Below are 23,937 nucleotides of genomic sequence, written 5' to 3' on the forward strand. Positions count from 1 at the left end.
GAACGGGGACCGTCGCCCTGCCAGCCTCTGGGAATGACCGCCACCGATACCCGAACCATCGTGCCGCTCACCACGCCGACGCGGCTGGCCGCGCTCATCGCCCCGATCCTGCTGATCCTCTACGGCCTCTGCCGGCTGGTCGACGGCCTCAACGGCCAGCGCCACGACGGCCTCGCCTGGGACGTCGGGCACACCCTGTTCCTGCTCGGCATCCTCGGCTTCGCCGGCCTGCTCCTCGGCCTACGCCGCGCCCTTCTCGGTGTCGCGCGCCGGTCGCGGGTGCTGGTCGAGGTGGCCACGGTGGCAGGCCTGCTGGGGGCCGCCGCCTTCGTCTGGGTGATCCTCGGCGACCTGTTCCCCCGGGTCGCCGACACCGTCCCCGATCCGGTGCTCACCGTCGGGCCGGCGTTGTTCCAGCTCGGCCTGCTCATCCTGCTGGTCCGCGCCGCCACGGTCCGGCCTCGGCTGCTGCCAGGGTGGGGACCGGCGCTGGCGTTCGTCGGGTTCGTCGCGCTCGCCGTCGACCTGGACCTGCTGCCGGTCGGGGCGGCACTCGTCTTCGCCGGCCTCCTGCCCCTCGCCCGGGCGGACCGCTGAGCCGAGCCGTGCGAGGGCGACCAGCACGGAGAGTCCGACCAGCACGGCGACCGGGCCGAGCAGAGTGATGGCGGTACGGTCCGAGGCATGGAACAGCGGATCAGTCTGGTCACCCTCGGCGTCGCCGACCTGCCCCGCGCCCGGGCGTTCTACGAACGGCTCGGCTGGCGGGGCCAGGAGGTCGAGGAGACCGTCTTCTTCCAGGCCGGCGGCCTGGCCGTGGTGCTCTGGGGCCGCGCCAAGCTGGCCGCCGACGCGGGCGTCGACGACCAGCGCGGCGGGGACGGCTTCGGCGGGATCACGCTGGCGCAGAACGTCCGTTCCCGCGCCGAGGTCGATCAGATCCTCGCCGTTGCCGCCCAGGCCGGCGCGCGGCTCACCCGGCCGGCGGCGGAGACCTTCTACGGCGGCTACGCCGGCTGCTTCGCCGACCCCGACGGCCACGTCTGGGAGATCGCCCACAACCCGGGCTTCGCGCTCGCCGAGGACGGCACCCTCACCCTGCCCGACTTCGGCGCCGGAAGCTGAGGCGGCAGCCGACCGTCAAGTGTGGACGGTGCGCCGCACCCCCTGGTGTCCGGAGCAGGCGCTCGGCCGGCCGCCGGTCAGGCTGACCGAGCCGTCCCCGCACTGGACCAGGTAGCCACGGCCGGCCCAGAACTCCTGGACGCAGTCGAACCAGTCGCAGACCCGGTGGTCGGGCTTGCGCACCCGCGTCCCGACGGCGCAGAAGTCGTACCCCATCGGGTTGGCCGGCGCGCCGCAGAGCGATCCGCGCGCCGCGGCGGCCGGGGACGACGACGGCCGCGGGCTGGCCGTCGCCTTCGGCTTCGCCTGCGGGCGGGCCTGGGTGGGGGCGGCGGTGGTGGCGGCGGGGGTGGCGGCGGCCGCGACCTCCGGGCCGGGGCTGACCGGCGGATCGGACTCGAAGAGCACCGCCGGGACGATCAGCGTGAGTGCGGCGGCCACGGCGACGGTGCGCCGGCCGCCGGGTACCCGGGCGGCGAGCCGGGCCTGCGCGGGGGTGGCGATGGGCGGCCGGAACGGCTGGGTCTGCGCGTGCTCGGCGATCAGCTCGTCGAGCTGGGCGGCCACCGAGGCGCGCTGCTCGATGGCGTCGGCGAAGGCCAGGGTGAGGATGAACCGGAAGTCGGCGGCGGCACCGGCGGGGAGCAGCAGACCGGAGGTGCGCCGCCGGTCGAGCACCTGGATCAGGGTCACCGGGGCCGCCGCGTCGTGGGACAGGCCGGTCATCTTCCCGTACGCCCAGTCGCGCCGGCCGCGCCCGCCGAGCAGGACCAGCCGGCGGTTGGTGAGCACGGCGATGCCGGCGTCGACGGGCCGCACCCCGTCCGGGAGGCGGTGGTGCAGCGGCACGGCGTCGACCTCGACGGTCAGGTCGGGCGCGGGAAGCACGGCGGTGTGCCGCACCTCGACCAGCTGCGCGGCCGGCATCGTCCAGAAGACCAGCTCACCGGGGGCCAGTTCCAGGGGCAGGCCCGCGCCCGCCGCCACCGACCCCTGGAGGTCGACCGCGAGGGTACGCAGCCGCCGCAGCTCGTCGGCGCGGCACTGCCACGCCTGTTCGGCGTCCCGGTACGACCGCTGACGCCGCTCGTTCTGCCGCTGCGCCCACCGGTAACGCCAGGTGGAACCCGTCGATTCAGTATCTGCCACGCCGACTCCTCCGCCGCGCGAGCCACCAACCAGGGTGTCGTACGGGTTAACAGGGGAGCAGCACGGACGGAACCGCCATTGCCGACAAAATGACCGATCGGCCGACCGGCCGGCACGTTAGGGGGATGCGCCGCGTCGATTCATGTTTCCCAGGAGGGCGCGGAGGCGCGCGGTTTCCCGCCGTCGTGCGGGGGGCGGAAACCGTCGGTAACGTCAGCCACAGCCGGTATGGCGACGGGGCTCTCCGGCGTGAACCGAGGAGGTGAACCGGTGGGCGACTCCGTAGTGCTCGGCGTCGACATCGGCACCACCAGCACCAAGGTCGTCGCCTACGACACCGGCGGGCACCAGCTCGCCAGCCACTCCGCCGGCTATCCCCTCGACGAACCGCACCCCGGGTGGGCCGAGCAGGACCCACAGGCGATCTTCGACGCGGTGGTGGAGTGCCTCCGCGAGGTCGTCCGCGAGCTGGGCGGCCCGATCGCCGGCCTGTCGTTCAGCACCGCCATGCACAGCCTCATCGGGCTCGACCCCGACGGTGTCCCGCTCACCCCGTCGGTCACCTGGGCCGACTCCCGCTCCAGCGCGCAGGCCGAGCGGCTGCGCGCCGCGCCGTGGGGGCTGGCCCTGCACCGGCGTACCGGCACCCCGGTGCACCCGATGGCGCCGCTGCCGAAGCTGGTCTGGTTCGCCGAGCAGGAACCGAAGCTCTTCGAGCGGGTCGCGCACTGGGTCGGCATCAAGGACTACGTGCTACTGCGGCTCTGCGACGCGCTCGTCACCGACCATTCGGTGGCCTCCGCCACCGGGCTGATGGACATCCACACCCTTGCCTGGGACGCCCAGGCGCTGCGGATCGCCGGCCTCACCGAGGAGCAGCTGCCGCAGCTGGTGCCCACCACCACCGTGCTGCCCTCGCTCACCGCCGAGGCGGCGGCCGCGACCGGGCTGCCCGCCGACACCCCGGTCGTGGTCGGCGCCGGCGACGGCCCGCTGGCCAACCTCGGCCTCGGCGCGGTCAGGCCGGGCGTGGTGGCCTGCTCGATCGGCACCTCCGGGGCGATCCGGGTGGCCGTCGAACGACCCGCCGTCGACCCGCTCGGCGGGGTGTTCTGCTACGCGCTCACCGAGAACCGCTGGGTGGTCGGCGGCGCGATCAACAACGGCGGCATCGTGCTGCAGTGGGCCGGCGACGCGCTCGCCCCCGAGCTGGGCGAGCACTCCGAGGAGGAGCTGCTCGCGCTGGCCGAGCGGGCGCCGGTCGGCTCCGGCGGGCTGATCATGCTGCCGTACCTGCTCAGCGAGCGGGCGCCGCACTGGAGCGCGCTGCCGCGCGGCGCGTACGTGGGGTTGACCCACGGGCACCGCCGCGAGCACCTGGTACGGGCCGCGTTGGAGGGGGTGTGCCAGCAGCTCGCCCTGGTGCTGGCCTCGGTCCGGGCGGCCGGCAACGAGGTGCGCGAGATCCGTGCCAGCGGCGGCTTCGCCCGCAGCCCGCTGTGGCGGCAGATGCTCGCCGACGCGCTCGGCATGCCGGTGCGCTTCCCCGCCGGCCACGAGGGCTCCGGCTTCGGCGCCGCGCTGCTCGGCATGCAGGCGCTCGGCCTGATCCCGTCCATCGACGTCGCCGCCGACCTGGTGCAGATCGACGAGACGGTACGCCCCGAGCCCGCCGCGGCGGCCACCTACGCCGCCCTGCTCCCGCTCTTCTCCGAACTGTACGACGCGCTGGTCCCGACCTTCGCGTCCCTGCGACGGCTGGCACCCAGCCTGCCGGCGGAACCACCGCCCGCTCCCGCACCCATGTGATCGCCCGTCCCCGCTCGGGTCGGACGCCGTCCGAAGGTCGTGATTACCGTGATCACTGTTCTCGCCGCACCGGCGGAGCCACTAACCGACGCCGGTAACACCCAACTGATCATCGCGGCCCTGCTGGGCATCGCCGCGGTGGTGCTCCTCATCGCCTGGGGCAAGGTCCATCCGTTCCTGTCGCTGATCCTCGGTGCGGCCGTGCTCGGCGTGGTCGCAGGCGTGAGCCCCGACAAGATCGTCACCTCGTTCAGCGGCGGGGTGGGGTCCACCGTCGGCGGGGTCGGCCTGCTGATCGCCCTCGGCGCGATGATCGGCGGCCTGCTCGCCGAGTCCGGTGGCGCGGACAGCATCGTCGAACGGGTGGTCGGCCGGGTCTCCGGCGGGGCGCTGCCCTGGGCGATGGCCGGCGTGGCCGCCCTTATCGGCCTGCCGCTCTTCTTCGAGGTCGGCGTGGTGCTGCTGGTGCCGATCGTGCTGCTGGTCTCGTTGCGCACCGACGTGCCGCTGATGAAGATCGGCATCCCGGCGCTGGCCGGCCTGTCGGTGCTGCACGGCCTGGTGCCGCCCCACCCGGGCCCGCTGGTCGCGATCGACGCCCTCGGCGCCAACCTCGGCCAGACCCTCGCGCTGGGCCTCCTGGTCGCCATCCCGACGGTGATCGTCGCCGGTCCGGTCTTCGGTAACTTCATCGCCCGCTACGTGCCCGCCACCGCCCCGGAGGCGTTGCTGCCCACCCGGCGACCGCTGGCCGTCGGCGGCGGGCGGGGGCCCGCCGCCACCGGTCGCGGCCCGGTCGACGCCGACGGGGACCTGGTCAACGAGGACGACCTGGTCAACCCGGGTACCGGCCGCCCCGGCGAGCCGATCGACGAGGCCGGCGCCGAGGCGGTGCGGGCGCGCCGCGCGCCCGCCCTGTGGGCCGCGGTCATCACCGTCCTGCTACCGGTGGCGCTGATGCTCCTGCGGGCGATCGGCGAGCTGCTCCTCGACGAGGACACCGCGGGACGCAAGGCGCTGGACATCGTCGGTACCCCGATCATCGCCCTGCTGGCCGGGGTCATCTTCGCCATGATCTTCCTCGGCTATCGGACCGGTTTCAGCCGCAGCCAGGTCTCCGGCTTCCTCGGCGGGTCGCTACCGCCGATCGCCGGCATCCTGCTGATCGTCGCCGCCGGCGGTGGCTTCAAGCAGGTCCTGGTGGACGCGGGGGTGGGCAACCTGGTCGCGGACGCCGCCGAGGGCGCGAACCTCTCGCCGCTGCTGCTGGGCTGGCTGGTGGCCGTCGGCATCCGGGTGGCCACCGGCTCGGCCACCGTCGCCACCATCACCGCGGCGGGCATCGTCGCGCCGCTGGCCGAAACGCTCCAGGGCACCGAGGTGGCGCTGCTGGCGCTGGCCATCGGCTGCGGTTCGCTGTTCTTCTCGCACGTCAACGACGCCGGCTTCTGGCTGGTCAAGGAGTACTTCGGGCTGACCGTCGGGCAGACCATCAAGAGCTGGTCGGTGATGGAGACCATCATCTCGGTGGTCGGCTTCCTCGGCGTCCTCCTGCTCAACCTGCTGCTGTAGCGCGCCGTGGCGTGTCAGGCGCCGGGGATGTTGCTCGGCGGGTTCTCCCCGATCACGTCCGCCGCCGGCTGCTCCGCCCGCACCGGCAGCCCGAAGTCGGCGTACGTCAGGTCGAGCGCGGAGGCCTGGCCCTGCTGGGCGGCCAGCTCGATGCGGTAGCGGACCAGCCGGCCCCGCTCGTCCACGGCGGCGGTGAACGGCACCGCGGCGGCCCGGTCGCCGAGGATGCCGCCGATGCCGTCACCGAGCACGGCGGCGCTGCCCCGCAGGTCGAGGGTGCCGGCGTACTCCCGGTCGGCGGTGCGGCGGACCCCGGTCGAGGCGCCGAGGGTGCTGGCGATCCGGGTGGTGTCCAGGCCGGTCTTCCGGGCGGTGGCGGCCGCGCCGACGTGCCACCAGGTACGCCCGTCCCAGGACGGCACCCGCCGGTCCGGAGCGGTGATCTTCACGTAGACCTCGGGGCCGGTGACGAGCCGCTCGATGGTCACCTTGCCGTTCGCCACCGCCAGCGAGGTGGTCTCCAGGCCACGGCGCTGCGCCGGGTCCCAGACCAGGGTGGTGCCGTCCCCCGCGTCGCCACCGCCGGAGCCCACGGTCAGCCGGTAGCTCTGCTGGTCGACCTTCGCCGCCGCGCCGGCCAGCACGGCGGCCGGGTCCGCGTCGGCGGCCGGGGTGGTCGCCGCGCTCGCCTGCGGGCCCGCGGCTCGTTCGTCGGACGAGCAGCCGGCGGTGCCGCCGAGGGCAACGGCCAGGACCAGGCCGGTGATGGCCAGCTCGGGGTGCTTCACGGACGACTCCTCGCGGGCGGCGCGCCCGCCGGCGGAGCCGATCGACGCTGAGAACGGTGCGGTCCGGCCAGCCTAGCCGGACCGGCCGCCGGCGCCGACCGGCCGTCTGGTGGCCCGACGGTCCGGTCGCCCGGCGGCCCGACGGTCTGGTGGTCTGGTGGCCCGGCGGCCTGCCGGACACATCCGGACGTGGCGGACTCCCGGCACTCCGGACGCGGGCGTGCCCGCGCGATCGGAAGGATTCCGCGATGAGCGATATGACGGAGAGTCATAATTATGACGCAGCGTCATACTGCTCTTCCCAGAATCATCCACGACGGCGGCTGTCAGGCGGGGGGTCTGCCTCGGCAGCAGACCCCCCGCACCAGCGCACGGCCCGCCCACCGACCGGCCCGCACGCTCGACCGGTCAGGGCGCCTCGACGCCGGAGATGGGGTAGCGGTGCACCTCGGCGCCGAGAATCGCCGTCGCCTGCTCCTCGCTCGGGCCGGCACCCCGGAAGGCGAGCAACTGGGCGTCGGACTCCCACCGCTCGTACACGTTGATCCGGCCGGGCTCGACCAGGTCCGCGCTGACCGCGAAGTCGACGCAGCCGGGCGCGGAGCGGGCCTGGCGGACCACCTCCACGCAGGACGCCAGGTACGCGTCCCGCCCGGCCGGGTCGACGTAGAGACTGCCGGCGACGATGAACACTGCTGACCTCCGACGGTGAGTGTGCTGCCCTCCCCATACTGACGCCGGGAGGGCGGCACACTCACCGGTACGGCTCAGGCGCGGCTGATCGCGTTGGCGTGGATCGCCTCGGCCAGGTAGGCGGCCAGCCCCGGCGCGACCTTCTCGTAGTGGGCGGTGAAACGCTCGTCGGCCAGGTACATGTCGGCCAGTCCGGTGTGCATCTCGTACGAGCAGTCGTAGAACCAGCGGCCGATGGCCTGGCGGTGCTCCTCGGCCAGCGCCATGGCCTGCGCCGAGTCGGCCGGCGCGCCCGAGGTCATCGTCGCGGTGATCCGCCGCTCCCAGTCCGCCGTCTCGGCCTTCTGCCGCAGCCAGTCCTCCTTCGAGTAGCCGGCCACCCGCCGGTTCGACTCCCGGTACGCCTCGGTCTCCCCCCAGCGCCGCTCCGCCTCCTCGGCGTGCGCGTCCGGGTCGAAGTCCCCGAACACCTCGAACCGCTCCTCCGGGGTCAGGGAAATGCCCATCCTTCTCGCCTCCATCGCGTGCTCGATCGCGGCGACCATCTCCTGGAGTTTCCCGATCCGCCCGGTCAGCAGCTCGTGCTGCCGGCGCAGGTGCGCCGCCGGGTCGGCGGCCGGGTCGTCGAGGATCGCCGCGATCTCGTCCAGCGGGAACCCCAGCTCCCGGTAGTAGCGGATCTGCTGCAACCGCTCCAGGTCCGCGTCGTCGTAGCGGCGGTAGCCGGCCGCCGTCCGGCCGCTCGGCGAGAGCAGCCCGATCTCGTCGTAGTGGTGCAGCGTCCGGACCGTCACCCGGGCCGCCCGGGCCACCTGACCCACCGTGTACGCCATGGTTCCCTCCCTTCCGCGATCGAGCCTCCGGCCTGCCGTGGCGTGAGGGTCAAGCCCGATTCTGCGCCCGCCCCACGCGCGACCGCCCCCGGTCTCCCGAGGGGGGAGGAGACCGGGGGCGGTCGAGTCGGAACGGTCAGGCGGTGACGCGGTCCTTCTTCCCCGCCGAGGCCGGGGCGGCGAACGTCTCGGTGGGCGGGGTGCGGAAGGCGTGCACCAGGCCGGCGAGCGAGAGCAGCAGGAGCAGCGCCGCGCCGATGAAGACCACCAGGGCCGCCTGGCCGGCCTTGCGGCCGAACTCGCTGAAGCCGTACGAGGTGAGCAGCAGGCCGCGCAGCGTCTCGCCCTTGAACACGGTGTCCCGCTGGGCGCTGACGTCCGCCAGCTGCTTCTGCAGGTCGGCCAGGGCCGGGTCGTTGGTCTTGGTGGCCTGCTCGACCTGGGCCTTCAGCGCGCTCTGCGGCTGGCCGAGGTCGGCGTAGGTCTTGCCATCGGCGATGGACTTCAGGTGCAGCCCGATGAACTGGTTGGCGTAGCACTCGGCCTGCTTGCCGGTGGTCATCGGCTTGCCGGCGTACTCGACCAGGCAGTCGGCCTTCTTCTCCTCGTCGGTGAGGGTGTCGGCCGACTTGAAGGTGATGTGCTGCGCGCCCAGCTGGTCGCGTACGTAGTCGTTGGCGAAGTTCGCGTTGGTGGTGAGGACGATGCCGGCGACCAGGAGCAGGACCGTGAGGCCCAGCCCGCCGATGCTGAACAGCAGGTCAAGGGTGCGTCGCTTCATGTCATGCTCCCGGTGCGGGGGAAGGGAATGGTGGGGGTCGTCGTTGCTCGTCCCATCATCGGCGGGGACCGTCCACTGCGGTCAGGGCCGAACCCCCCGTACCGCTCGGGACCTTCGGCCCCCTCGGCGCCGGGCCGACCGGCCGGGCGCGGGCGGCTCAGACCGCGGCGGAGAGCGCGCGCAGCTCGGCCAGTCCGCCTGGCCGGCCGTACCGGTAGCCCTGGCCGTGCACGCAGCCGATGGCGGTGACCGCCGCGTGCTGCCCCTCGGTCTCCACCCCCTCGGCGATCACGACCAGGTCGAACGCGGCCGCCAGCCGGGTCACCATCTCCACCGTCGCGTACGCCCGGGCGTCGGAATCCAGCCGGGACACGAACGACCGGTCGATCTTCAACTCGGTCGCCGGGATCCGGTGCAGGTAGCTCAGCGAGGAGTAGCCGGTGCCGAAGTCGTCGATGGCGATGCGGATGCCCAGCTCGCGCAGCTGGCGCAGCCGTTCCAGCACCGCCTCGCTGCCGTCGATCAGCGCCGACTCGGTCAGCTCCAGGGTGAGCGCACGGGGGGCCAGCCCGGCGCCCGCGGTGGCCGCGGTGACCGTGGCGATCAGGTCGGGGCGGCGCAGGTGCGCGGCGGCGATGTTCACCGCCACGGTGGCCTCCGGCACCCGTTCCCGCCAGTCGGCCGCGGCCCGGCAGGCCTCGTGGATCACCCACCGGTCGATCGGCACGATCAGCCCGGTCTCCTCGGCCAGCGGCAGGAACGCCGCCGGGCCGAGCGTGCCGAGCCGGGGGTGCCGCCAGCGCACCAGCGCCTCGGCGCTGCGCACCGCGCCGGTGGCCAGGTCGACGATCGGCTGGTACTCCAGGTGCAGTTGCTTCTCGTCGACGGCGCGGCGCAGGTCGGCGATCAGCTCGGCGCGGGTCACCGCCGACTCGCGCAGCGCCGGGGTGCAGGTCCGGTACGCGGACTTCCCGGCGGCCTTGGCCGCGTACATCGCGATGTCGGCGTCGCGGAGCAGGTCGGTGTGGGAGGCGTGCTGCGGGCCGTACTCGGCGATGCCGATGCTGGCCGACGGGTGGATGCCGACGTCCTCCTCGCCCGGCGAGGGGTGCAGGGCGGCGAGCAGCCGCTCGGCGAGCCGCTCCGGCGGTACCGGCCGGGCGCCGTCGACCAGCACCGCGAACTCGTCCCCGCCGAGCCGGGCGATCGTCCCGTCGCCGCCGACCGCAAGCCGCATGCGCTCGGCGATGCGGGTCAGCAGGGTGTCACCGGTGGCGTGCCCGAACCGGTCGTTGACCTGCTTGAACCCGTCCAGGTCGAGGAGCAGGACGGCCACCCGCGGCCCGTCGCGCAGCGCGCGGCGCAGCCGCCGGTTGAACGCCAGCCGGTTCGGCAGCCCGGTGAGCTGGTCGTCGTAGGCGAGCCGGCGCAGCCGGGCGACCAGGCGCAGGTTCTCGTTGGCGGCCAGCCCCTGGCGCAGCGCGAGCATCCCGAGCAGCATCATCATGCCGATGAAGACCAGGTGCGGGGTCTGCCCGGTGGGCCGGCGGGCCAGCATCACCGCGATGATCGCCCCGCCCACCGGCAGGTACGGCAGGGCCACCCGCCACCAGGGCGGCAACGGCGACTCGGCCGCCTCGTCGGCGCTGTCGCAGGCCGCCGGCGGGGGTCGGGTGGCCGCGACGCCGATCAGCAGGTAGCTCAGCGGCCAGCAGACGTCGATGGGATGGCCGGGGGCGTAAGTGCCGTGGGCGACGAGGGAGACGTAGACCGCGTCGGCGCCGGCCCGGGTGGCCAGGCTCGCCCCGATCAGGGTCAGCGGCCGCCACACCGGCCGGGACGGGCCGGCCACCGCCACCAGGATGGTCAGCTGCATCAGGTCGAGCATCGGGTAGAGCAGCCCGAAGGTGCGCAACGGATCGGCGAGGTCGGCGGCGGCGACGTCGCGGAACACCACCACCCAGCCGACCGGGATCAGGGCGAGCGCGACGATCACCCCGTCCAGCACGGTGCGGGCCCGGCCGACCAGGCTGCGCGGCGCGGTCAGTGAGCAGAGCAGCGCGGCGGTGCCGGTGACGATGCCGGCGGTGAAGGCCCCGCCGACCAGCGGGGTGTGCGGCAGCTCCGCACCGCCGAGCCGCTCGATCGTCCAGAGTGTCCGGCCGACGGCGGCGAGCGCCATGGTCAGCGCGAGCAGCAGCCAGAACCGGCGCAGCGGGACAGGGTGTCGCCGCGCGGCGCCGAGGCAGGCGAGCGTCGCCCAGGCCGCCAGGGCGACCGCGCCGAGGTCGCTGGCCAGGGCCGCTCCGGGCAGCGCCGCGACCAGCCAACCCAGCTCCGCGACCACGACCGCCGACGCGACGATCGCGCCGAGGCGATGCGGGCGGGCGGATCGGGACGGCGCCACGGCGATGGGGCCGGCGTCCTGGGGCAGCACGGTGATCGCTCCGGCTCTCTCTCCTGCACGCACCTCGACGGTGAGGACCGGTCACGGACGGCGAACGCGGCAAGCCTAGCCATCGGCAGGTGTGCGCACCAGGGCCGGTGGACCCGGCTCGACGGTCCGCGACCGGGCGGGAGCACTCCGGAACCGACCGGGCGCGGAGTCCGGCCGATCCGGGTCAGCGGCGGCGGGTGGCCGGCCGGCGGTCCCGGCCGGGGCGCGCGGCCGCAGCGGGCAGCCGGAGCCGGGCCGGCCAGTCGAGCACCAGCCCCGCACCGACGGGCAGCGCCGACCAGCGCGCCCCTGCCTCCCGTACCGCCTCGGCGGCCCGGCGGGCGGCGATCAGGTCGAGGTCGGGCAGCCCGCCGAGCATGACGGCGATCGCGTCGCGGACCTCGGGCGTCGGCTCCGCCGTCGACAGCAGGCGTTCCACGACGCCACCGGCGAGTTCCGCCCGGCGCAACGCGTCGCGGTGCGCCCGGACCAGCGCGTGGGACCGTTCGGCGGCGTGCGGGGGACGCCGGCCCCCGACGTGCCGCATGCTGCGGAACACCACCCCCGACGCGATCGCGCCCCACACGCCGTCCGACATGCCGAGGGTGCGTTCGGTTTCGAAGTGGATCAGATCGTGCGGGATCTCCGCGCCGGTCACCGGCCCGCCGTCCATCCGGTAGACCACGCCGTCGTCGCGTTCGATCAGCGCGGTGCCGCGCTCGTGGTCGCGCGGCCGCTCGAACGTCACTCGCATGCCCCGACCGTCGCAGCGGGCCGGCACCCGACGCAACGGATTAACTCCGCCCGATCAGGCCCAGGCCTCCGCCGGGTCACCGTCGCCGGCCACCGGCCGGTCGGCGGCCGAGACCGGCGGGCCGCCGTGCGTCCACGGGGTCTCGTCCGGCGCGGGGAACGCCCCGGCCGGCAGGAACGCATCCGACAGGGTGGTCAGGCAGAGCCGCTCCCCCACCTCCGGCACGCTGCCCGGCGGCGCCGTCAGCCCGCGCCCCATCCCGCCCGAGAGCTCCAGCACCACCTCGGTCTTGCCGTCCGCGCCCGGGGTCACGAAGACCACCCTGGCCTTCTGCGCCGGCCGGGCCGGCGACCAGAGCGTCGCGCCGACCGGCATCGGCACCGGCTCGGTGGTCACCACCTGGATCCGGGGTCGTAGCACCGGCCGCTTGCCGGTGTCGTCCACCCGCTTCGGGTCGGCCAGCGTCACGTCCCCGACGAACGCCTCGCCGGCCAGCCGGTGCTCGGCCATGACCAGCGGATCGTCGTAGGCGCGCTGGACCGCGTACGAGGTCAGCGCGCGTTCCAGCCGGTGCAGCCGGACCGCCGCCGCCACCGCGCCGTCCCGCCGCGGCTGCGGACTGCCGCCGCCGTCGACGTGCTCCGCGTACCCGGTGAAGGCGTCCCGGTCGGCGTCCCACCGGCCGGCCACCCGGGCCCCCGCCGGCAACGCCCGGAGCAACCCGACGCCGCGCCACATCAGCTCCCAGGTGGGCGCGAGCTGGTCGCGCAGCACCCGTTCCAGCTCCGCGTACGCCCCGGCGCGCGCGTCCGGGTCGTCGGCCGCGTCGGCGTACCCGGCGATGGCCGGGGCGAGCACCCGGTTGTCGAACTCCGGGTCGGTGGCCGGGCCGGCCGGCGGGCAGACCGCCGGGTCCTCCGCCCGGGCCGCCGCCTGCGCCCCGGTCAGCCCGGCCGGCGGGTCGATCCAGCCGAGCAGCGCCGGCAGGTGCAGGTCCTCCACCGCGCTCTGCCCGGTGGCCCAGTGCAGGGTCAGCGCGTCGGTCATAGCCACCAGCGCCGACGAGCCGGGGTGCTCGGCCCGCTCGGCGAGGAAGGTCAGCCAGCGGCCGAGCAGCGGCACCGACGGGTGCACCGGGTAGTCGCCGTCCGGGCGGCGGAACCGGGTGGAGCGGCCGAGCAGCCGCAGGAAGGTGATCCCGGCCGGGTTGGGCACCAGCAGCTGCGGCGCGTCGACGTACCGGTGGCGGACGTCCTTCCCCCGGTCCACCGGCGCCGCCTCGGTGGCGCCCCGGTGACCGTCCAACCAGGGCAGCACGACGCCGGCCAGTTCGGCGGCGAAGCGGAACCGCTGGTCCCGGTTGCGGGGCTGCGCCACCACCAGCAGCCGCGCTTCGTCCGGGACGGTGCCGACCAGCGCGGCGAGTGGGGCGTTGGCCTCGCCCGCCATCGCCAGCGGCACCAGCACCAGCGGGCGCTCCGCCAGGTGCAGGTGCCGGACGGTGGCCACCGGCTGGGCCACCCCGGCGGCCAGGGCCTGCGCCCGGGCCAGCGCGCGCAGCGTACTCATGCGGAGCGGCCGGTGAGGGCGTCGGCGCGCAACCGGGCGGCGGCCCGCAGCAGCGCGGCGGCCTCCTCCTGCCCGGGGTCGGCGGTTCGCTCGCCGGCGGCCAGCGCCAGCACCTCCTCGACGGTGCCGACGCCGCCGAGCGCCTCCCGGACCGGCCGGCCCAGCGCCCCGGTGTGGCCGCGCGCCTCGTCCCGGCAGAAGTACGCCAGCTCGCAACTGGCCAGGCACTCCGGCGCGTAGCGGGCCTCCACGGTGCGCAGCGCGGCGGCCAGCGTCGCCGGGTCGGCGGCCGGGTCGGCGGTGAAGCCCACCGGCACGGCGTCGAGCAGGGTGTCCAGCCGGGCCATCCGGTCCAGCTGGCGGCGCAGCACCAGCAGCTGCTTGCGGACGTCGAGCAGGCTGGCCACCGGACGGTTGGCGAAGTCCCGCGGGCAGACCAGCACCACGTCGGTCGAGACCAGCTCCGGGTCGTGGCCGGCGGCGGCGAGCAGGTCGCGCAGCGCCAGCACGTAGACGGCGGACTGGATGGCGGCGGCGGCGACCTTGGCCGGGTCGGCCTGCCCGTCGACCACCGGGAACGACTTGATCTCGACGACGTGGAACCGGCCGGCGAGGCGGGCGGCCACCAGGTCGGGTTCCAGGTGCACCCGCCGCCCGGCCACGTCCAGCCCGAGCAGCGGATGGTCGAAGAGCGCGGCGTCAGCGCCGCCGCCGGTCAACGCGGCCCGGGAGCGTTCGTGCCGGTCCGGCAGGTCGTCGGCGCCGCCCAGGTCGGTCCAGCTGGCCCGCTCCGGCACCGGTACGCCCAGCCGCTCCGCGACCAGCCGGAGCAGCTCGGCCCCACCGTCGGCCTTGACCTGCGCCTCGAACGCGTTGCCCCGGGTGATGGCGAACCGGGACTGCCCGAAGCGGGCCGGGAAGCCGATCCGCTCGGCCAGCTTCGGCTTGTCCACCCCCGCCCCGTCCAGCACGGCCCGGCGGGTGCAGCCCGGATTGCCGGTGAGCGCGGCGATCGTCCGGGCGTTGTGCCGCTTGGGCGGCGTCCCACCCCGGATCTCGGCCAGGCGCTGCGCGGTGCTCGTCACGACACGCCACGATAGCCGCCACCCGGCGACCCGGCCCGGCGCCGGACCAGCGCGGCGGTGACCACGGCGGCCACCACGGCGACCGCCGCCATCGACCAGAGCACCGCGTGCAGCCCGCCGGTGAAGCCGGGATCGGCGAGCCGGCCGGCGGTGGTGCTGGCCAGCACCGCCCCGACCACCGCGATGGCCACCGTCTCGCTGGCCAGCCGGGCTGTGTTGATCATTCCGGCGCCGGTGGCCGCGCGCCCCGGGGCGACGCTGCCGATCGCCAGGGCGTCCAGCAGCCCGATCGACAGCCCGACCCCGACGCCGATGGTCAGCAGCGGCCCGGCCAGCGCGGCGGCACCCACGTCCGGGCCGAGCACGGTCGCCCAGGCGGCGCCCACCGCGACCACCGCCACCGAGGTGACGATCACCGCCGGGGCCGGCACCAACCGGGTCAGCGCGCCGGTGAGCAGCGGCAGCACCAGGGTCGGCGCGGTCAGCAGGATCAGCGTGGCGCCGGCCGCGCCCGGGGTCATCCCGACCACAGTGGTCAGGTACGACGGCAGGTAGACCAGCAGCGGCACCAGCACCGCCACGATGGTCGCCGCCGCCAGGCAGATGCCGACGAAACGGGGGCTCGCGAGCAGGGCCAGGTCGAACATCGGGTCGGCGCGGCCCCGCTCCACCCGGACGAACGCCACCAGCAGGGCGGCCGCCGCGGCGAACGCCGCCACGATCACCGGGGCGGACCAGCCCAGCTCCGGCCCCTGCACGAACCCGAAGATGAGCAGCAGCAGCGCGGCGGTGAAGGTGACCGTCCCCGGCCAGTCGATCCGGCCGGGCAGCGGCTGGCGCGACTCCGGCAGCAGCGGGGTGAGCGCCAGCACCAGCAGGGCGGCCAGCGCCGGCGCCGCGAACACGGCCCGCCAACCGAAGGCGGAGATGAGCAGCCCGGCGATCGACGGGCCGAAGGCCAACCCGACACCGATGGTGGTGCCGAAGACGCTGAACACCCGGGCCCGGGCCCGACCGTGGAAGGTGTGCGCCAGGATGGCCGAGCCGCTGGTCGCGGCGGCCGCGGCGCCCACGCCGGCGAGGGCGCGCACCACGTCGAGCAGCACGATGTTCCCGGCGACCGCGCCGAGCAGACCCGACGCGGCGAAGAGGGCGACGCCTGCGGCGAAGACCCGCCGCCGGCCGAACAGGTCGGCGAGCGCCCCGGTGGCCAGCATGAAGCTGGCGAAGGTGGCGTTGTAGCCGTTCACCACCCACTGCACCCCGGCCAGCCCCGAGTGTAGATCCCGGCCGATCTCCGGCAGTGCGACCGAGGCGCCGGTCAGCGAGACCGGCAGCGAGAGGGTGGACAGCAGGACGGCGACCAGCACGACGGTCGGGTGGTTACGCACAGATCTCCCCGTTCGGACGGCGGCCCCAGCCTAGAGCGCGCAGGTCGGGGCGAGATCCGTACGGGGACGAGGATCACCGGGTCAGCGGCCGGCCGACCGGTTCCAGGGCGAGCGAGGCGACTGTGCGCCGGCGAGCGGGCGGCTGCGCCGACGGTGCCGGCGCCGGCCCGGCGTGCACGGCGGCCGGGGCACCGTGTGCACCGGCGGAACGGGCTGCCGGCCGATCAGCCAGCAGAGGAAACGGGCCATCGCCGGATCAGCCGACCGGGAGGCGCTGCGCCTCGTGCCGGGACACGGCGTACTCGGCGCCGCAGAACGAGCACTGCTGCACGTAGCGGGTCCGGATCGGGATCAGCGGGATGAAGAAGAGGGTGAACTTCGTCGACCGGCGGGTGATGACCTGCGAGGCCTGATGATGGCAGTTGCGGCACACCGCGGTGAGCACACCCGAGCGGGAGACCTTGGTGCGGAGTCCGAAGATGAAGAACATCGCCCGCCAGTACCCCGCGAGCCACCGAATATCACCTCCGATTTTTTCTGGTAGGCAGGTGTCCGGAACCGCGTATCCCGTTCGTCACCCTGGTGACCGACCACGACACCGAGGAGCGTCGAAGATGAAGTACCTGATGTTCGTCTGCAGCGACACCGAGCCCGACGCCGACCCGAGCGCCGCGCCCGACATCGAGCAGTGGGTGGCCGAGCGGGACGGCAAGGGCCAGCGCCTGATGGGCAGCGTGCTCGCCGAGCCGTCGGCGGCCACCACGGTGCGGGTCCGCGACGGGGAGCTGCTGCTGACCGACGGGCCGTTCGCGGAGACCAAGGAGGTGATCGTGGGCTTCGACCTGCTGGAGTGCGCCGACCTGGACGAGGCGATCGAGGTGGCCCGCCGGCACCCGATGGCCTACGCCGGCCGGCTCGAACTGCGCCCCCTGGTGGACCTGGACTGATCGCCGGTGACGGACGCGGTCGACGCGGTCACGGTGGCGGGTGCCGAGGCGTACCCGCGGGTGGTGGCCGCGTTGATCCGGGTCACCGGCGACTGGACGCTCGCCGAGGACTGCGCCCAGGAGGCGCTGACGCTGGCGCTCGAACGCTGGCCGCGCGACGGCGTACCCGGGAATCCGGGCGGCTGGCTGATGACGACCGCCCGGAACCGGGCCGTGGACGTGCTGCGCCGCGCCGCCGTGGAACGCCGCAAGCTGCGGGAGCTGGCCCTGCTCACCGATCCGGAGCCGGCGCCCGCCGAGGCCGAGGGGACCGTGGTGGACGACCGGCTGCGACTCATCTTCACCTGCTGCCATCCGGCGCTGGCCCCGGAGGCCCGGGTCGCGCTGACCCTGCGCACCGTGGCCGGCGTGCCCACCGCCCACATCGCCCGCGTCTTCCTGGTCACCGAGTCCACGATGACCCGTCGGATCACCCGGGCGAAGGCGAAGATCGCGACGGCCGGCATCCCGTACCGGGTGCCGACCGGGGCCGCGCTGGTCGAGCGGCTGCCGGGCGTCCTGGCCGTGCTCTACCTGCTCTTCACCCGGGGGTACGACGCCGACGGCGAGCCCGCCTTCGCCGACGAGGCGGTCCGGCTGGCCCGGCTGCTCGACCGGCTGATGCCCGACGAGTCCGAGGTCGCGGCGCTGCTCGCGCTGCTGCTCCTGCAGCACTCCCGCCGGGCGGCCCGCCGCGACCCGGACGGCAACCTGCGCACCCTCGACGAGCAGGACCGCTCCCGCTGGGACCACGAAGCCGTCGCCGAGGGGCTGGCGGTGCTGGCCCGGGCGCACCGGCACGGCCCGTACGCCCTCCAGGCCCGGATCGCCGCCGCGCACGCCACCGCGCCCACTCCCGCCGCCACCGACTGGCCGGCGATCGCCGGTTGGTACGACGAGCTGGCCCGGCTCCATCCCAGCCCGGTGGTCCGGCTCAACCGGGCAATGGCGCACGGCCTGGCGTACGGACCGGCGACCGGGCTGGCCCTGGTCGCCGAGGCCCGGGCCGGTGGGGCGCTCGACGGCTACCCGCCGGCGCTGGCGGCCGAGGCGGAGCTGACCGCCCGCCGGGGCGACGCTCTCCGGGCCGCCGCGCTGTTCCGGGACGCCGCCGGGCTGGTCGCCTCGGCCGCCGAACGGCGGGCGTTGCTGCGGCGGGCCGGCCAACTCGACCCGGCGGGCTGAACGCCGTTGCCCGCCGGGCTCGGGGCCCGGCGGGCATCGGCCGGATCGCGGCCAGCAGCCGGATCGGTTCGGCGTTCCGGATTCCCCATCCGGTCCCGGTCTCCGACGGAGGTCAGGTCGGGCGCTACAAACTTGATGACGTTCGCGAATCGCCCGGGCCCTCGACCGAACTCGAGGTGATGATTCGTCTACGTCATCAAGTTCGTAGCGCCCGTTAACCCTGGTCGGACCCGGCGGGGTGGACACCAGCGGTACCAACCTGACGATGTCCGGACCGGGCCGCGCCACCAGGCACCGCGCCGCCCGGCTCCGGGTGGGGCGCTCAGGTTCCGGACGGGATCTCCACGGAGACCCAGATCGGCTTCCAGTCGGCCATCTCGTGGAAGCGGCGCAGCTCGGAGAGGCCGGCCACCGACCCGCTCCACGCCGCGTACGGCGGGTTGCCCTCGTCGAAGCCGCTCTGCACGAAGGTCAGCTTCGTCTTCCCTCCGGACTCGGCCAGCTCCCAGCTGACGACGCCCGGGGCTCCCCAGTCGACGGACATCTTCCGGCCGGGCTCCAGGTCGAGCACCTTGGCCGCGTACCCCTGCTCGAAGCCGCCCATGGCGTAGCGGCCGCCGACCCAGGGCTCGATCCCGATCGGGTACCCGAACCAGGCGCTGGCCTGCGCCGAGTCGGTCAGCGACTCCCACACCTTCGCCATCGGCGCGTCGATCAGCAGCTCGCCGCGCAGGTCGGTGGAGGTGAAGTCGGTCTTCGGCAGCAGCGCGCGCCCCTCCAGGTGGGCGGCGAGGTTGGCGATGGACAGTGCCCACCAGGTGTGCAGCACCCCGCGGATGCCCTTGCCGCTCAGCGCGTCGGCGAAGTCGAAGTCGGTCTGGGTCAGCGTCAGCAGCGTCGCGTCCGGCCCGTCGGGGGCCAGGGATATCTCGCTGGCGGTCTCCACCCCGTCGAGCAGCCAGGCGAACCGGAGGATGTGGTCGTCGGCGTGCAGCAACCGCTGGTGCGGCGCGTCGCCCTCGGGGGTGTGCCGGCCCCAGAACTCGTACCGGGTGGGCAGCTCGACCTCGGCGTGCTCGGTCAGCCAGACGCGCAGCGTGGCCGGCGTGGTGAGCGCGGCCCAGACGGCCTCGACCGGCGCGGCGAGTCGGGCGCTCAGCTTCATCGGTTCAGTCACGGTCGTTCTCCTTGGGATAGCAGGCCACGGCGAGCTTGAAGGCGTCTCCCTCGGCACCGCCGTAGCGGGCGAACAGGTCCCGCAGTGTCGACTGCAGGTCGTGCAGGAACTCCTGCCGGCGCTCGGCCGGCACCCGGATCTCGCCGGAGACCCCGATCGAGGGCAGTTCCGGCGCTGTCCGGTCCAGCGCCGCGACGTCGGCCTGGACCTCCTCCATCAGGTCGAGCAGGTGGCCGAGGCTCAACTCGTCGCGGGCCCGGCGCAGGCCGCCGATCCGGCCCACCAGCCGGGGCGACAGCCAGTACGACCGGGCGGCGGCCTGGTAGATGCCCTCGCTGATGCCGCGCACCCGGCGGCTGGACACCTGCTCGGCCAGGCCGGCCGCGACCAGCTGCTTGACGTGGTAGTAAACCCGCTGCGGGGTCTGCTCCAGCCGGGCCGCCACCTCGGTGCAGGTGCCCGGCTCCGCCAACTGCCGCAGCACCTCGACGCGCTGCGGCTTGAGCAGGGCCTCGGCCTGCTCGATCTGCTCCAGGTACAGGACGTCTCTCATCGCAAAAACCAGCTTGTACGTACAAAATCTGTTTGTCAATGGGATCGACGAAAGCCGCGCCGACTCCGGCGCGGCTCGCGTCGACCGGCGGCGGTCAGGGCGTCCAGTCGGGCCGCAGCGGGTAGCTCGACCTGCCGTCCGGGCCGTTGCGGGTGGCGAGCACCTGGTGCAGCTGGATGCCGTTGCGTTCGAAGGCCAGCCGGGAACCGGCCATGTAGAGCCCCCACACCCGGGCCGTGCCCGGGCCCACCTCGCCGACGCAGAAGTCCCAGTGCTCCACCAGGTTGCGGCACCAGCCGGCCAGCGTCAGCGCGTAGTGCTGCCGCAGGTTCTCCTCGTGGTGCACCTCCAGACCGGCGTCGTGGATCTCGCCGATCAGCCGGCCCGGCCCGGCCAACTCCCCGTCCGGGAAGACGTACCGGTCGATGAACGCGCCGGAGCGGTGCGGGGCCCGGTTGTCGATCCGGGTGATGCAGTGGTTGAGCAGCCGGCCGTCCGGGCGCAGCCGGTCGCGCAGCGCCCCGAAGTACGCCGGGTAGTTGCGCACCCCGATGTGCTCGGTCAGCCCGATCGACGAGATCGCGTCGAACTGCTGCCGCGGGGCGTCCCGGTAGTCCAGGTGCCGCACCTCGGCCAGCCCGGACAGTCCCTCCCGCTCGATGGCCGCCTGCGCCCACTGCGCCTGCGCCCTCGACAGGGTCACCCCCAGCGCCTTCACGCCGTACTCGCGGGCCGCGTGCCGGACCATGCCGCCCCAGCCGCAGCCGACGTCGAGCAGCGTCATCCCCGGCTTCAGCGCGAGCTTGTTGGCGACCAGGTCGTACTTGGCCGCCTGGGCCTGCTCCAGCGTGTCACCGGGGCTGTGGAAGACCGCGCAGGTGTACGTCATGGACGGGCCGAGCACCTTCTCGTAGAAGGCGTTCGAGACGTCGTAGTGGTGCGAGATCGCGGTGCTGTCCCGGACGCGGGAGTGCCGCAGCCCGTTCATCACCCGCTTCCAGCGCGGCAGCGCCTCCTGCGGCGGGGGCGGCGGCGGCATCAGCCGCTCCCAGCCCAGTCCGCGCACCAGGGCCAGCCCCTCGGCCACCGCCGGCGCCCGCAGCTTCAGGCCGTCCTTGAGCACCACCAACGCCTCGTACGGGTCACCCGGGTGGACCGCCCCTTCCAGGGTCAGGTCGCCGCTGACGTACGCCCGGGCCATGCCCAGGTCGCCCGGGGCGGTGAGCAGGTACGACAGGCCCCGCTCGGTGCGGATGGAGAGGGTGATCCCGGCGTCGGCGGGGCCGATCGCGCTGCCGTCGTACCCGGTGATGCGGACCGGAAGGTCCGAGTTGGTGACCGCGCGGACGACGTCGGCGACGGTCGGGCCGGTGCGCCGGCCCCCCGCTGGCGGGGTGGCCGGCGAGGCGGCCGCCCCCTGTTCTCGGTCGGTCAGGCTCATTTCCTTGCAACCGCCTTCTCGTAGAGTCCGGTGAGCCGGTGGTCCGGGTCGTAGCGGTCCTTCACGGCGCGCCAGGTCTCCCCGCCGTAGAGCCGGTCGAAGGCCGCTCGGTCGTAGTACGCGTCCGAGTAGAGCGACTTGTGCCCGCCCGCCTCCGACACCGCCCGCTCGATCGAGCGGTTCACGTCGCCGTCAGCTGCGCCCTCGGCGATCGGCACGCTCCCCCAGAAGCCGATGTTGACGTAGCTCTCCCCCGGCCGGAGCGGATAGAGCGGCCAGACCCGGGCCGAACCCGGACCGGACGGCTCGCGCAGCCGCAACGGGCAGAGCCACACCGGGGTCATCCCCACCTCGCGGGCGAACCAGCGCAGGAAGTCGGCGGTCCCGTCGAGCGGGATCTCCACGTCCTGCACCACCCGCTCCCGGGCCGGCCGGCCCCGCCAGCGGTCCACCCGGGCGGCCACCTGGTGCCGGTGCTCCAGCCGGACCAGCCGGTGATAGACGTCGCTGCGTCGCAGTCGGGCCGGCCAGAGCCGGCGGACCACCGGGTGCTGCACGCCGAACGCCGACGAGCACCAGAACCAGTCGGTGTCCCAGCGCCAGAGGTAGTCGTACGTGCCCAGGGCGTCCCGGGTGCGCCGGCGCAGCGAGCGGTAGTAGATCTCCTGGCCGGTGTAGTCGCTGAGCCGGGGCGCGTCGTCGGTGAAGGTGCCCAGGGTCAGGTACGCCTCGCCGGGGCTGAACATCACCCCGTCCATCGCGTCGACCGGCTGCCCGTCCCATTCGCCCTTGGCGATCACGTCACCGATCGCCTGGGTGAGCTCCTCCAGCCGGCTGAACCGCACGTTGCGCAGGGCCACCGCGTGGCGTACCGGTTGGAGCTCGATGCGCAGCCGGGTGGCGTAGCCGAGGCTGCCCAGCGAGTTGGGGAAGGCGGCGAAGAGGTCGGCGTGCTCCCCGTCGGGGCGGGCGGTGACGATCTCACCGGCGCCGGTGAGCACGTCCAGCTCGATCACCGACTCGTGCGGCAGGCCGTTGTGGAACGAGGTCGACTCGATGCCCAACCCGGTGACCGCGCCGCCCAGGGTGATCGTCCGCAGCTGCGGCACGACCAGCGGCATCAGCCCGTGCGGGAGGGTGGCGTCGACGAGGTCCTCATAGGTGCACATGCCCTGCACGTCGGCGGTGCGGGCGGCCGGGTCGACGGCGAGCACTCCGTCGAGGCCGCTGACGTCCAGCCCGGGGCTGCCGGTGGCCGAGCGGGGCCGGAACAGGTTGGAGGTGCGTTTGGCAAGGCGGACGGGCTGACCGGCAGGCACCGCGGCGTACGATCGCCGCAACCTGTCCACCGCCTGGTCATGATCACGCTGCGCGCGCATGAGATCACCTTACGCGCGTGAACCCGCTCCGGGTGGGATGTCCACGATGGTCTTTTGCCATCGGCTACCCGATCCGGAACCGCCCCGTTGAGCAACCGGTGGCCGCGGCGGGACCCGCGGCATAGCGTGGAGTCATGCCGAAAGCCGTCTGGAACGACCTGGTCGTCGCGGAGAGCGACGACACCGTCATGGTGGAGGGCAACCACTACTTCCCCCGCTCCGCCCTCCGCGACGACCTGATCACCGAGTCGTCGACCCACACGGTCTGCCCGTGGAAGGGCACCGCCTCCTACTACACACTCAGCCACGCCGGCCTGACCAGCGCCGACGCGGTCTGGTACTACCCGGAGCCGAAGCCCGACGCGGAAGCGGTCCGGGGCCGGGTGGCGTTCTGGAAGGACGTGAAGGTCGTCGACTGAGTCACGCCCGCCCGCGTCGGACTGGCCGACCGGGCGGTCGGTGAGTCAGGATGCCCCCATGTCCGTCCCCGACGAACACCACGACCCGACCGGCACCGTCTACGGCGCCCGCCCGGCCGCCCGCCGCGGGCTCCCCCGCGACCCGCTGATGCGGGTCGCGCTGGCCACCGGGCTGGTGGGCGCACTGCTGGGGGTCTTCTTCGCCACCGGCGTGCTCGGCGGCGGCGGTGACCCGTCGGTGCTGCCGGCGGCGGCCGCGCCCGCGCCGCCGACCACCGCGCCGACGACCGCGCCGACGGTCGACGCGGCGGCCCCCACCACCATCTCGGCGACGCTCTCGCCGACCGCCGCCCCGACCACGCCGCCGCCGCCCGCTCCGGCCGCACCGGCGCCGGTGACCGGCCCGAAGGTGATCCGGGCGGTGACCTCCGGACTCTGCGTGGCCCCCGACGGCGACGGCGAGCAGGCGACGGCCCGGCTGGCCCCCTGCACCGGCGGGCCGGAGCAGCAGTGGGTGGCTAACCCGGTCGCGGCGGACGTGGTGACCCTCACCAACGCGGCGTACGGCCAGTGCCTGGACGTCTCCGGCGGCGGCGTCGACGACGGCGCGAAGCTCCAGCAGTTCGGCTGCCACGGCCAGCCCAACCAGCAGTGGAAGGTGACCCCGGTCGGCACCGGGCCGGTGCTCCTGGTCAGCGTGCAGTCCGGCCGGTGCGCGCAGGTGCGGGACGCCCGCACCGACCCCGGCGCGGAACTCATCCAGACCGGCTGCACCGCCGGGGCCGAGCAGCAATGGGCGCTCGGCTGACCG

At 74.3% G+C, this 23,937-nt stretch carries 23 protein-coding genes; 8 read left to right on the forward strand and 15 right to left on the reverse strand.

Annotation, left to right across the window (positions count from 1 at the left end; translation table 11 throughout):
• Positions 1-33 precede the first annotated feature (33 nt).
• Positions 34-597 (forward strand): hypothetical protein, encoded by a 564-nt coding sequence (locus V6U81_RS18775; RefSeq protein ID WP_334491017.1) that lies wholly within the window; start codon positions 34-36, stop codon positions 595-597.
• 87 nt (positions 598-684) lie between these two features.
• Positions 685-1,125 (forward strand): VOC family protein, encoded by a 441-nt coding sequence (locus V6U81_RS18780; RefSeq protein ID WP_334491018.1) that lies wholly within the window; start codon positions 685-687, stop codon positions 1,123-1,125.
• A 15-nt stretch (positions 1,126-1,140) separates the two neighbouring features.
• On the opposite strand, the gene V6U81_RS18785 is transcribed toward V6U81_RS18780, so the two are convergent.
• Positions 1,141-2,274 (reverse strand): hypothetical protein, encoded by a 1,134-nt coding sequence (locus V6U81_RS18785; RefSeq protein ID WP_334491020.1) that lies wholly within the window; start codon positions 2,272-2,274, stop codon positions 1,141-1,143.
• A 270-nt stretch (positions 2,275-2,544) separates the two neighbouring features.
• On the opposite strand from V6U81_RS18785, the gene V6U81_RS18790 reads away from it, so the two are divergent.
• Both V6U81_RS18790 and V6U81_RS18795 read left to right on the forward strand, forming a co-directional pair.
• A complete protein-coding gene (locus V6U81_RS18790) occupies positions 2,545-4,083 on the forward strand; it encodes a gluconokinase (protein ID WP_334491022.1) in 1,539 nt (512 codons plus the stop codon).
• Positions 4,084-4,131: 48 nt separating this feature from the next.
• The gene (locus V6U81_RS18795) at positions 4,132-5,655 is read left to right on the forward strand and encodes a GntP family permease (RefSeq protein WP_334491024.1); all 1,524 of its coding nucleotides are present in this window, start codon (positions 4,132-4,134) and stop codon (positions 5,653-5,655) included.
• 14 nt (positions 5,656-5,669) lie between these two features.
• On the opposite strand, the gene V6U81_RS18800 is transcribed toward V6U81_RS18795, so the two are convergent.
• From V6U81_RS18800 to V6U81_RS18845, 10 genes are all read right to left on the reverse strand, one after another.
• A complete protein-coding gene (locus V6U81_RS18800; protein WP_334491026.1) occupies positions 5,670-6,443 on the reverse strand; it encodes a hypothetical protein in 774 nt (257 codons plus the stop codon).
• A 408-nt stretch (positions 6,444-6,851) separates the two neighbouring features.
• Entirely contained in the window at positions 6,852-7,136 is a 285-nt protein-coding gene (locus V6U81_RS18805) for a putative quinol monooxygenase (RefSeq protein WP_334491028.1), read from the reverse strand.
• Between the two features lie 74 nt (positions 7,137-7,210).
• The gene (locus V6U81_RS18810; RefSeq protein WP_334491030.1) at positions 7,211-7,969 is read right to left on the reverse strand and encodes a MerR family transcriptional regulator; all 759 of its coding nucleotides are present in this window, start codon (positions 7,967-7,969) and stop codon (positions 7,211-7,213) included.
• Positions 7,970-8,105: 136 nt separating this feature from the next.
• Positions 8,106-8,750 carry a hypothetical protein gene (locus tag V6U81_RS18815; RefSeq protein WP_334491032.1) on the reverse strand — a complete coding sequence of 215 codons (645 nt, stop codon included), beginning with the start codon at positions 8,748-8,750 and terminating at the stop codon, positions 8,106-8,108.
• 157 nt (positions 8,751-8,907) lie between these two features.
• On the reverse strand, positions 8,908-11,187 hold the full coding sequence (locus tag V6U81_RS18820; RefSeq protein WP_334491033.1) for a putative bifunctional diguanylate cyclase/phosphodiesterase: 2,280 nt from the start codon (positions 11,185-11,187) through the stop codon (positions 8,908-8,910).
• Between the two features lie 184 nt (positions 11,188-11,371).
• Positions 11,372-11,941, reverse strand: coding sequence for a hypothetical protein (locus V6U81_RS18825; protein ID WP_334491035.1), 570 nt, complete (start codon positions 11,939-11,941; stop codon positions 11,372-11,374).
• Between the two features lie 54 nt (positions 11,942-11,995).
• Positions 11,996-13,510, reverse strand: coding sequence for a hypothetical protein (locus V6U81_RS18830; protein ID WP_334491037.1), 1,515 nt, complete (start codon positions 13,508-13,510; stop codon positions 11,996-11,998).
• The gene (locus V6U81_RS18835) at positions 13,507-14,595 is read right to left on the reverse strand and encodes a hypothetical protein (protein ID WP_334491039.1); all 1,089 of its coding nucleotides are present in this window, start codon (positions 14,593-14,595) and stop codon (positions 13,507-13,509) included. The genes V6U81_RS18830 and V6U81_RS18835 overlap by 4 nt, the downstream gene beginning before the upstream one ends.
• Complete coding sequence (locus tag V6U81_RS18840; RefSeq protein ID WP_334491042.1) at positions 14,592-15,986, reverse strand: MFS transporter; 1,395 nt, start codon at positions 15,984-15,986, stop codon at positions 14,592-14,594. The genes V6U81_RS18835 and V6U81_RS18840 overlap by 4 nt, the downstream gene beginning before the upstream one ends.
• A 256-nt stretch (positions 15,987-16,242) precedes the next feature.
• Positions 16,243-16,476, reverse strand: coding sequence for a zinc-ribbon domain-containing protein (locus V6U81_RS18845; RefSeq protein ID WP_334491044.1), 234 nt, complete (start codon positions 16,474-16,476; stop codon positions 16,243-16,245).
• Between the two features lie 124 nt (positions 16,477-16,600).
• On the opposite strand from V6U81_RS18845, the gene V6U81_RS18850 reads away from it, so the two are divergent.
• Together V6U81_RS18850 and V6U81_RS18855 are read left to right on the forward strand one after the other, a co-directional pair.
• Positions 16,601-16,933 (forward strand): YciI family protein, encoded by a 333-nt coding sequence (locus tag V6U81_RS18850; RefSeq protein WP_334491046.1) that lies wholly within the window; start codon positions 16,601-16,603, stop codon positions 16,931-16,933.
• A gap of 6 nt (positions 16,934-16,939) precedes the next feature.
• The gene (locus V6U81_RS18855; RefSeq protein ID WP_334491048.1) at positions 16,940-18,157 is read left to right on the forward strand and encodes an RNA polymerase sigma factor; all 1,218 of its coding nucleotides are present in this window, start codon (positions 16,940-16,942) and stop codon (positions 18,155-18,157) included.
• A 322-nt stretch (positions 18,158-18,479) separates the two neighbouring features.
• Here the strand turns inward: V6U81_RS18855 and V6U81_RS18860 are convergent, their stop codons facing one another.
• The 4 genes from V6U81_RS18860 to V6U81_RS18875 form a co-directional block, all read right to left on the reverse strand.
• Entirely contained in the window at positions 18,480-19,334 is an 855-nt protein-coding gene (locus V6U81_RS18860; protein WP_334491051.1) for an SRPBCC family protein, read from the reverse strand.
• Positions 19,327-19,887 carry a helix-turn-helix domain-containing protein gene (locus V6U81_RS18865; protein ID WP_334491052.1) on the reverse strand — a complete coding sequence of 187 codons (561 nt, stop codon included), beginning with the start codon at positions 19,885-19,887 and terminating at the stop codon, positions 19,327-19,329. The genes V6U81_RS18860 and V6U81_RS18865 overlap by 8 nt, the downstream gene beginning before the upstream one ends.
• Positions 19,888-19,981: 94 nt before the next feature.
• On the reverse strand, positions 19,982-21,328 hold the full coding sequence (locus V6U81_RS18870; protein WP_334491054.1) for a class I SAM-dependent methyltransferase: 1,347 nt from the start codon (positions 21,326-21,328) through the stop codon (positions 19,982-19,984).
• Positions 21,325-22,707, reverse strand: coding sequence for an FAD-binding oxidoreductase (locus tag V6U81_RS18875; RefSeq protein WP_334491056.1), 1,383 nt, complete (start codon positions 22,705-22,707; stop codon positions 21,325-21,327). Before V6U81_RS18875 ends, V6U81_RS18870 begins: the two co-directional genes overlap by 4 nt.
• A gap of 134 nt (positions 22,708-22,841) precedes the next feature.
• On the opposite strand from V6U81_RS18875, the gene V6U81_RS18880 reads away from it, so the two are divergent.
• On the forward strand, positions 22,842-23,126 hold the full coding sequence (locus V6U81_RS18880) for a DUF427 domain-containing protein (RefSeq protein WP_334491058.1): 285 nt from the start codon (positions 22,842-22,844) through the stop codon (positions 23,124-23,126).
• Positions 23,127-23,184: 58 nt separating this feature from the next.
• Entirely contained in the window at positions 23,185-23,934 is a 750-nt protein-coding gene (locus tag V6U81_RS18885) for an RICIN domain-containing protein (RefSeq protein WP_334491060.1), read from the forward strand.
• Positions 23,935-23,937 lie beyond the last annotated feature (3 nt).

The organism is Micromonospora lacuserhaii, assembly GCF_036902735.1.
GTDB lineage: Bacteria > Actinomycetota > Actinomycetes > Mycobacteriales > Micromonosporaceae > Micromonospora.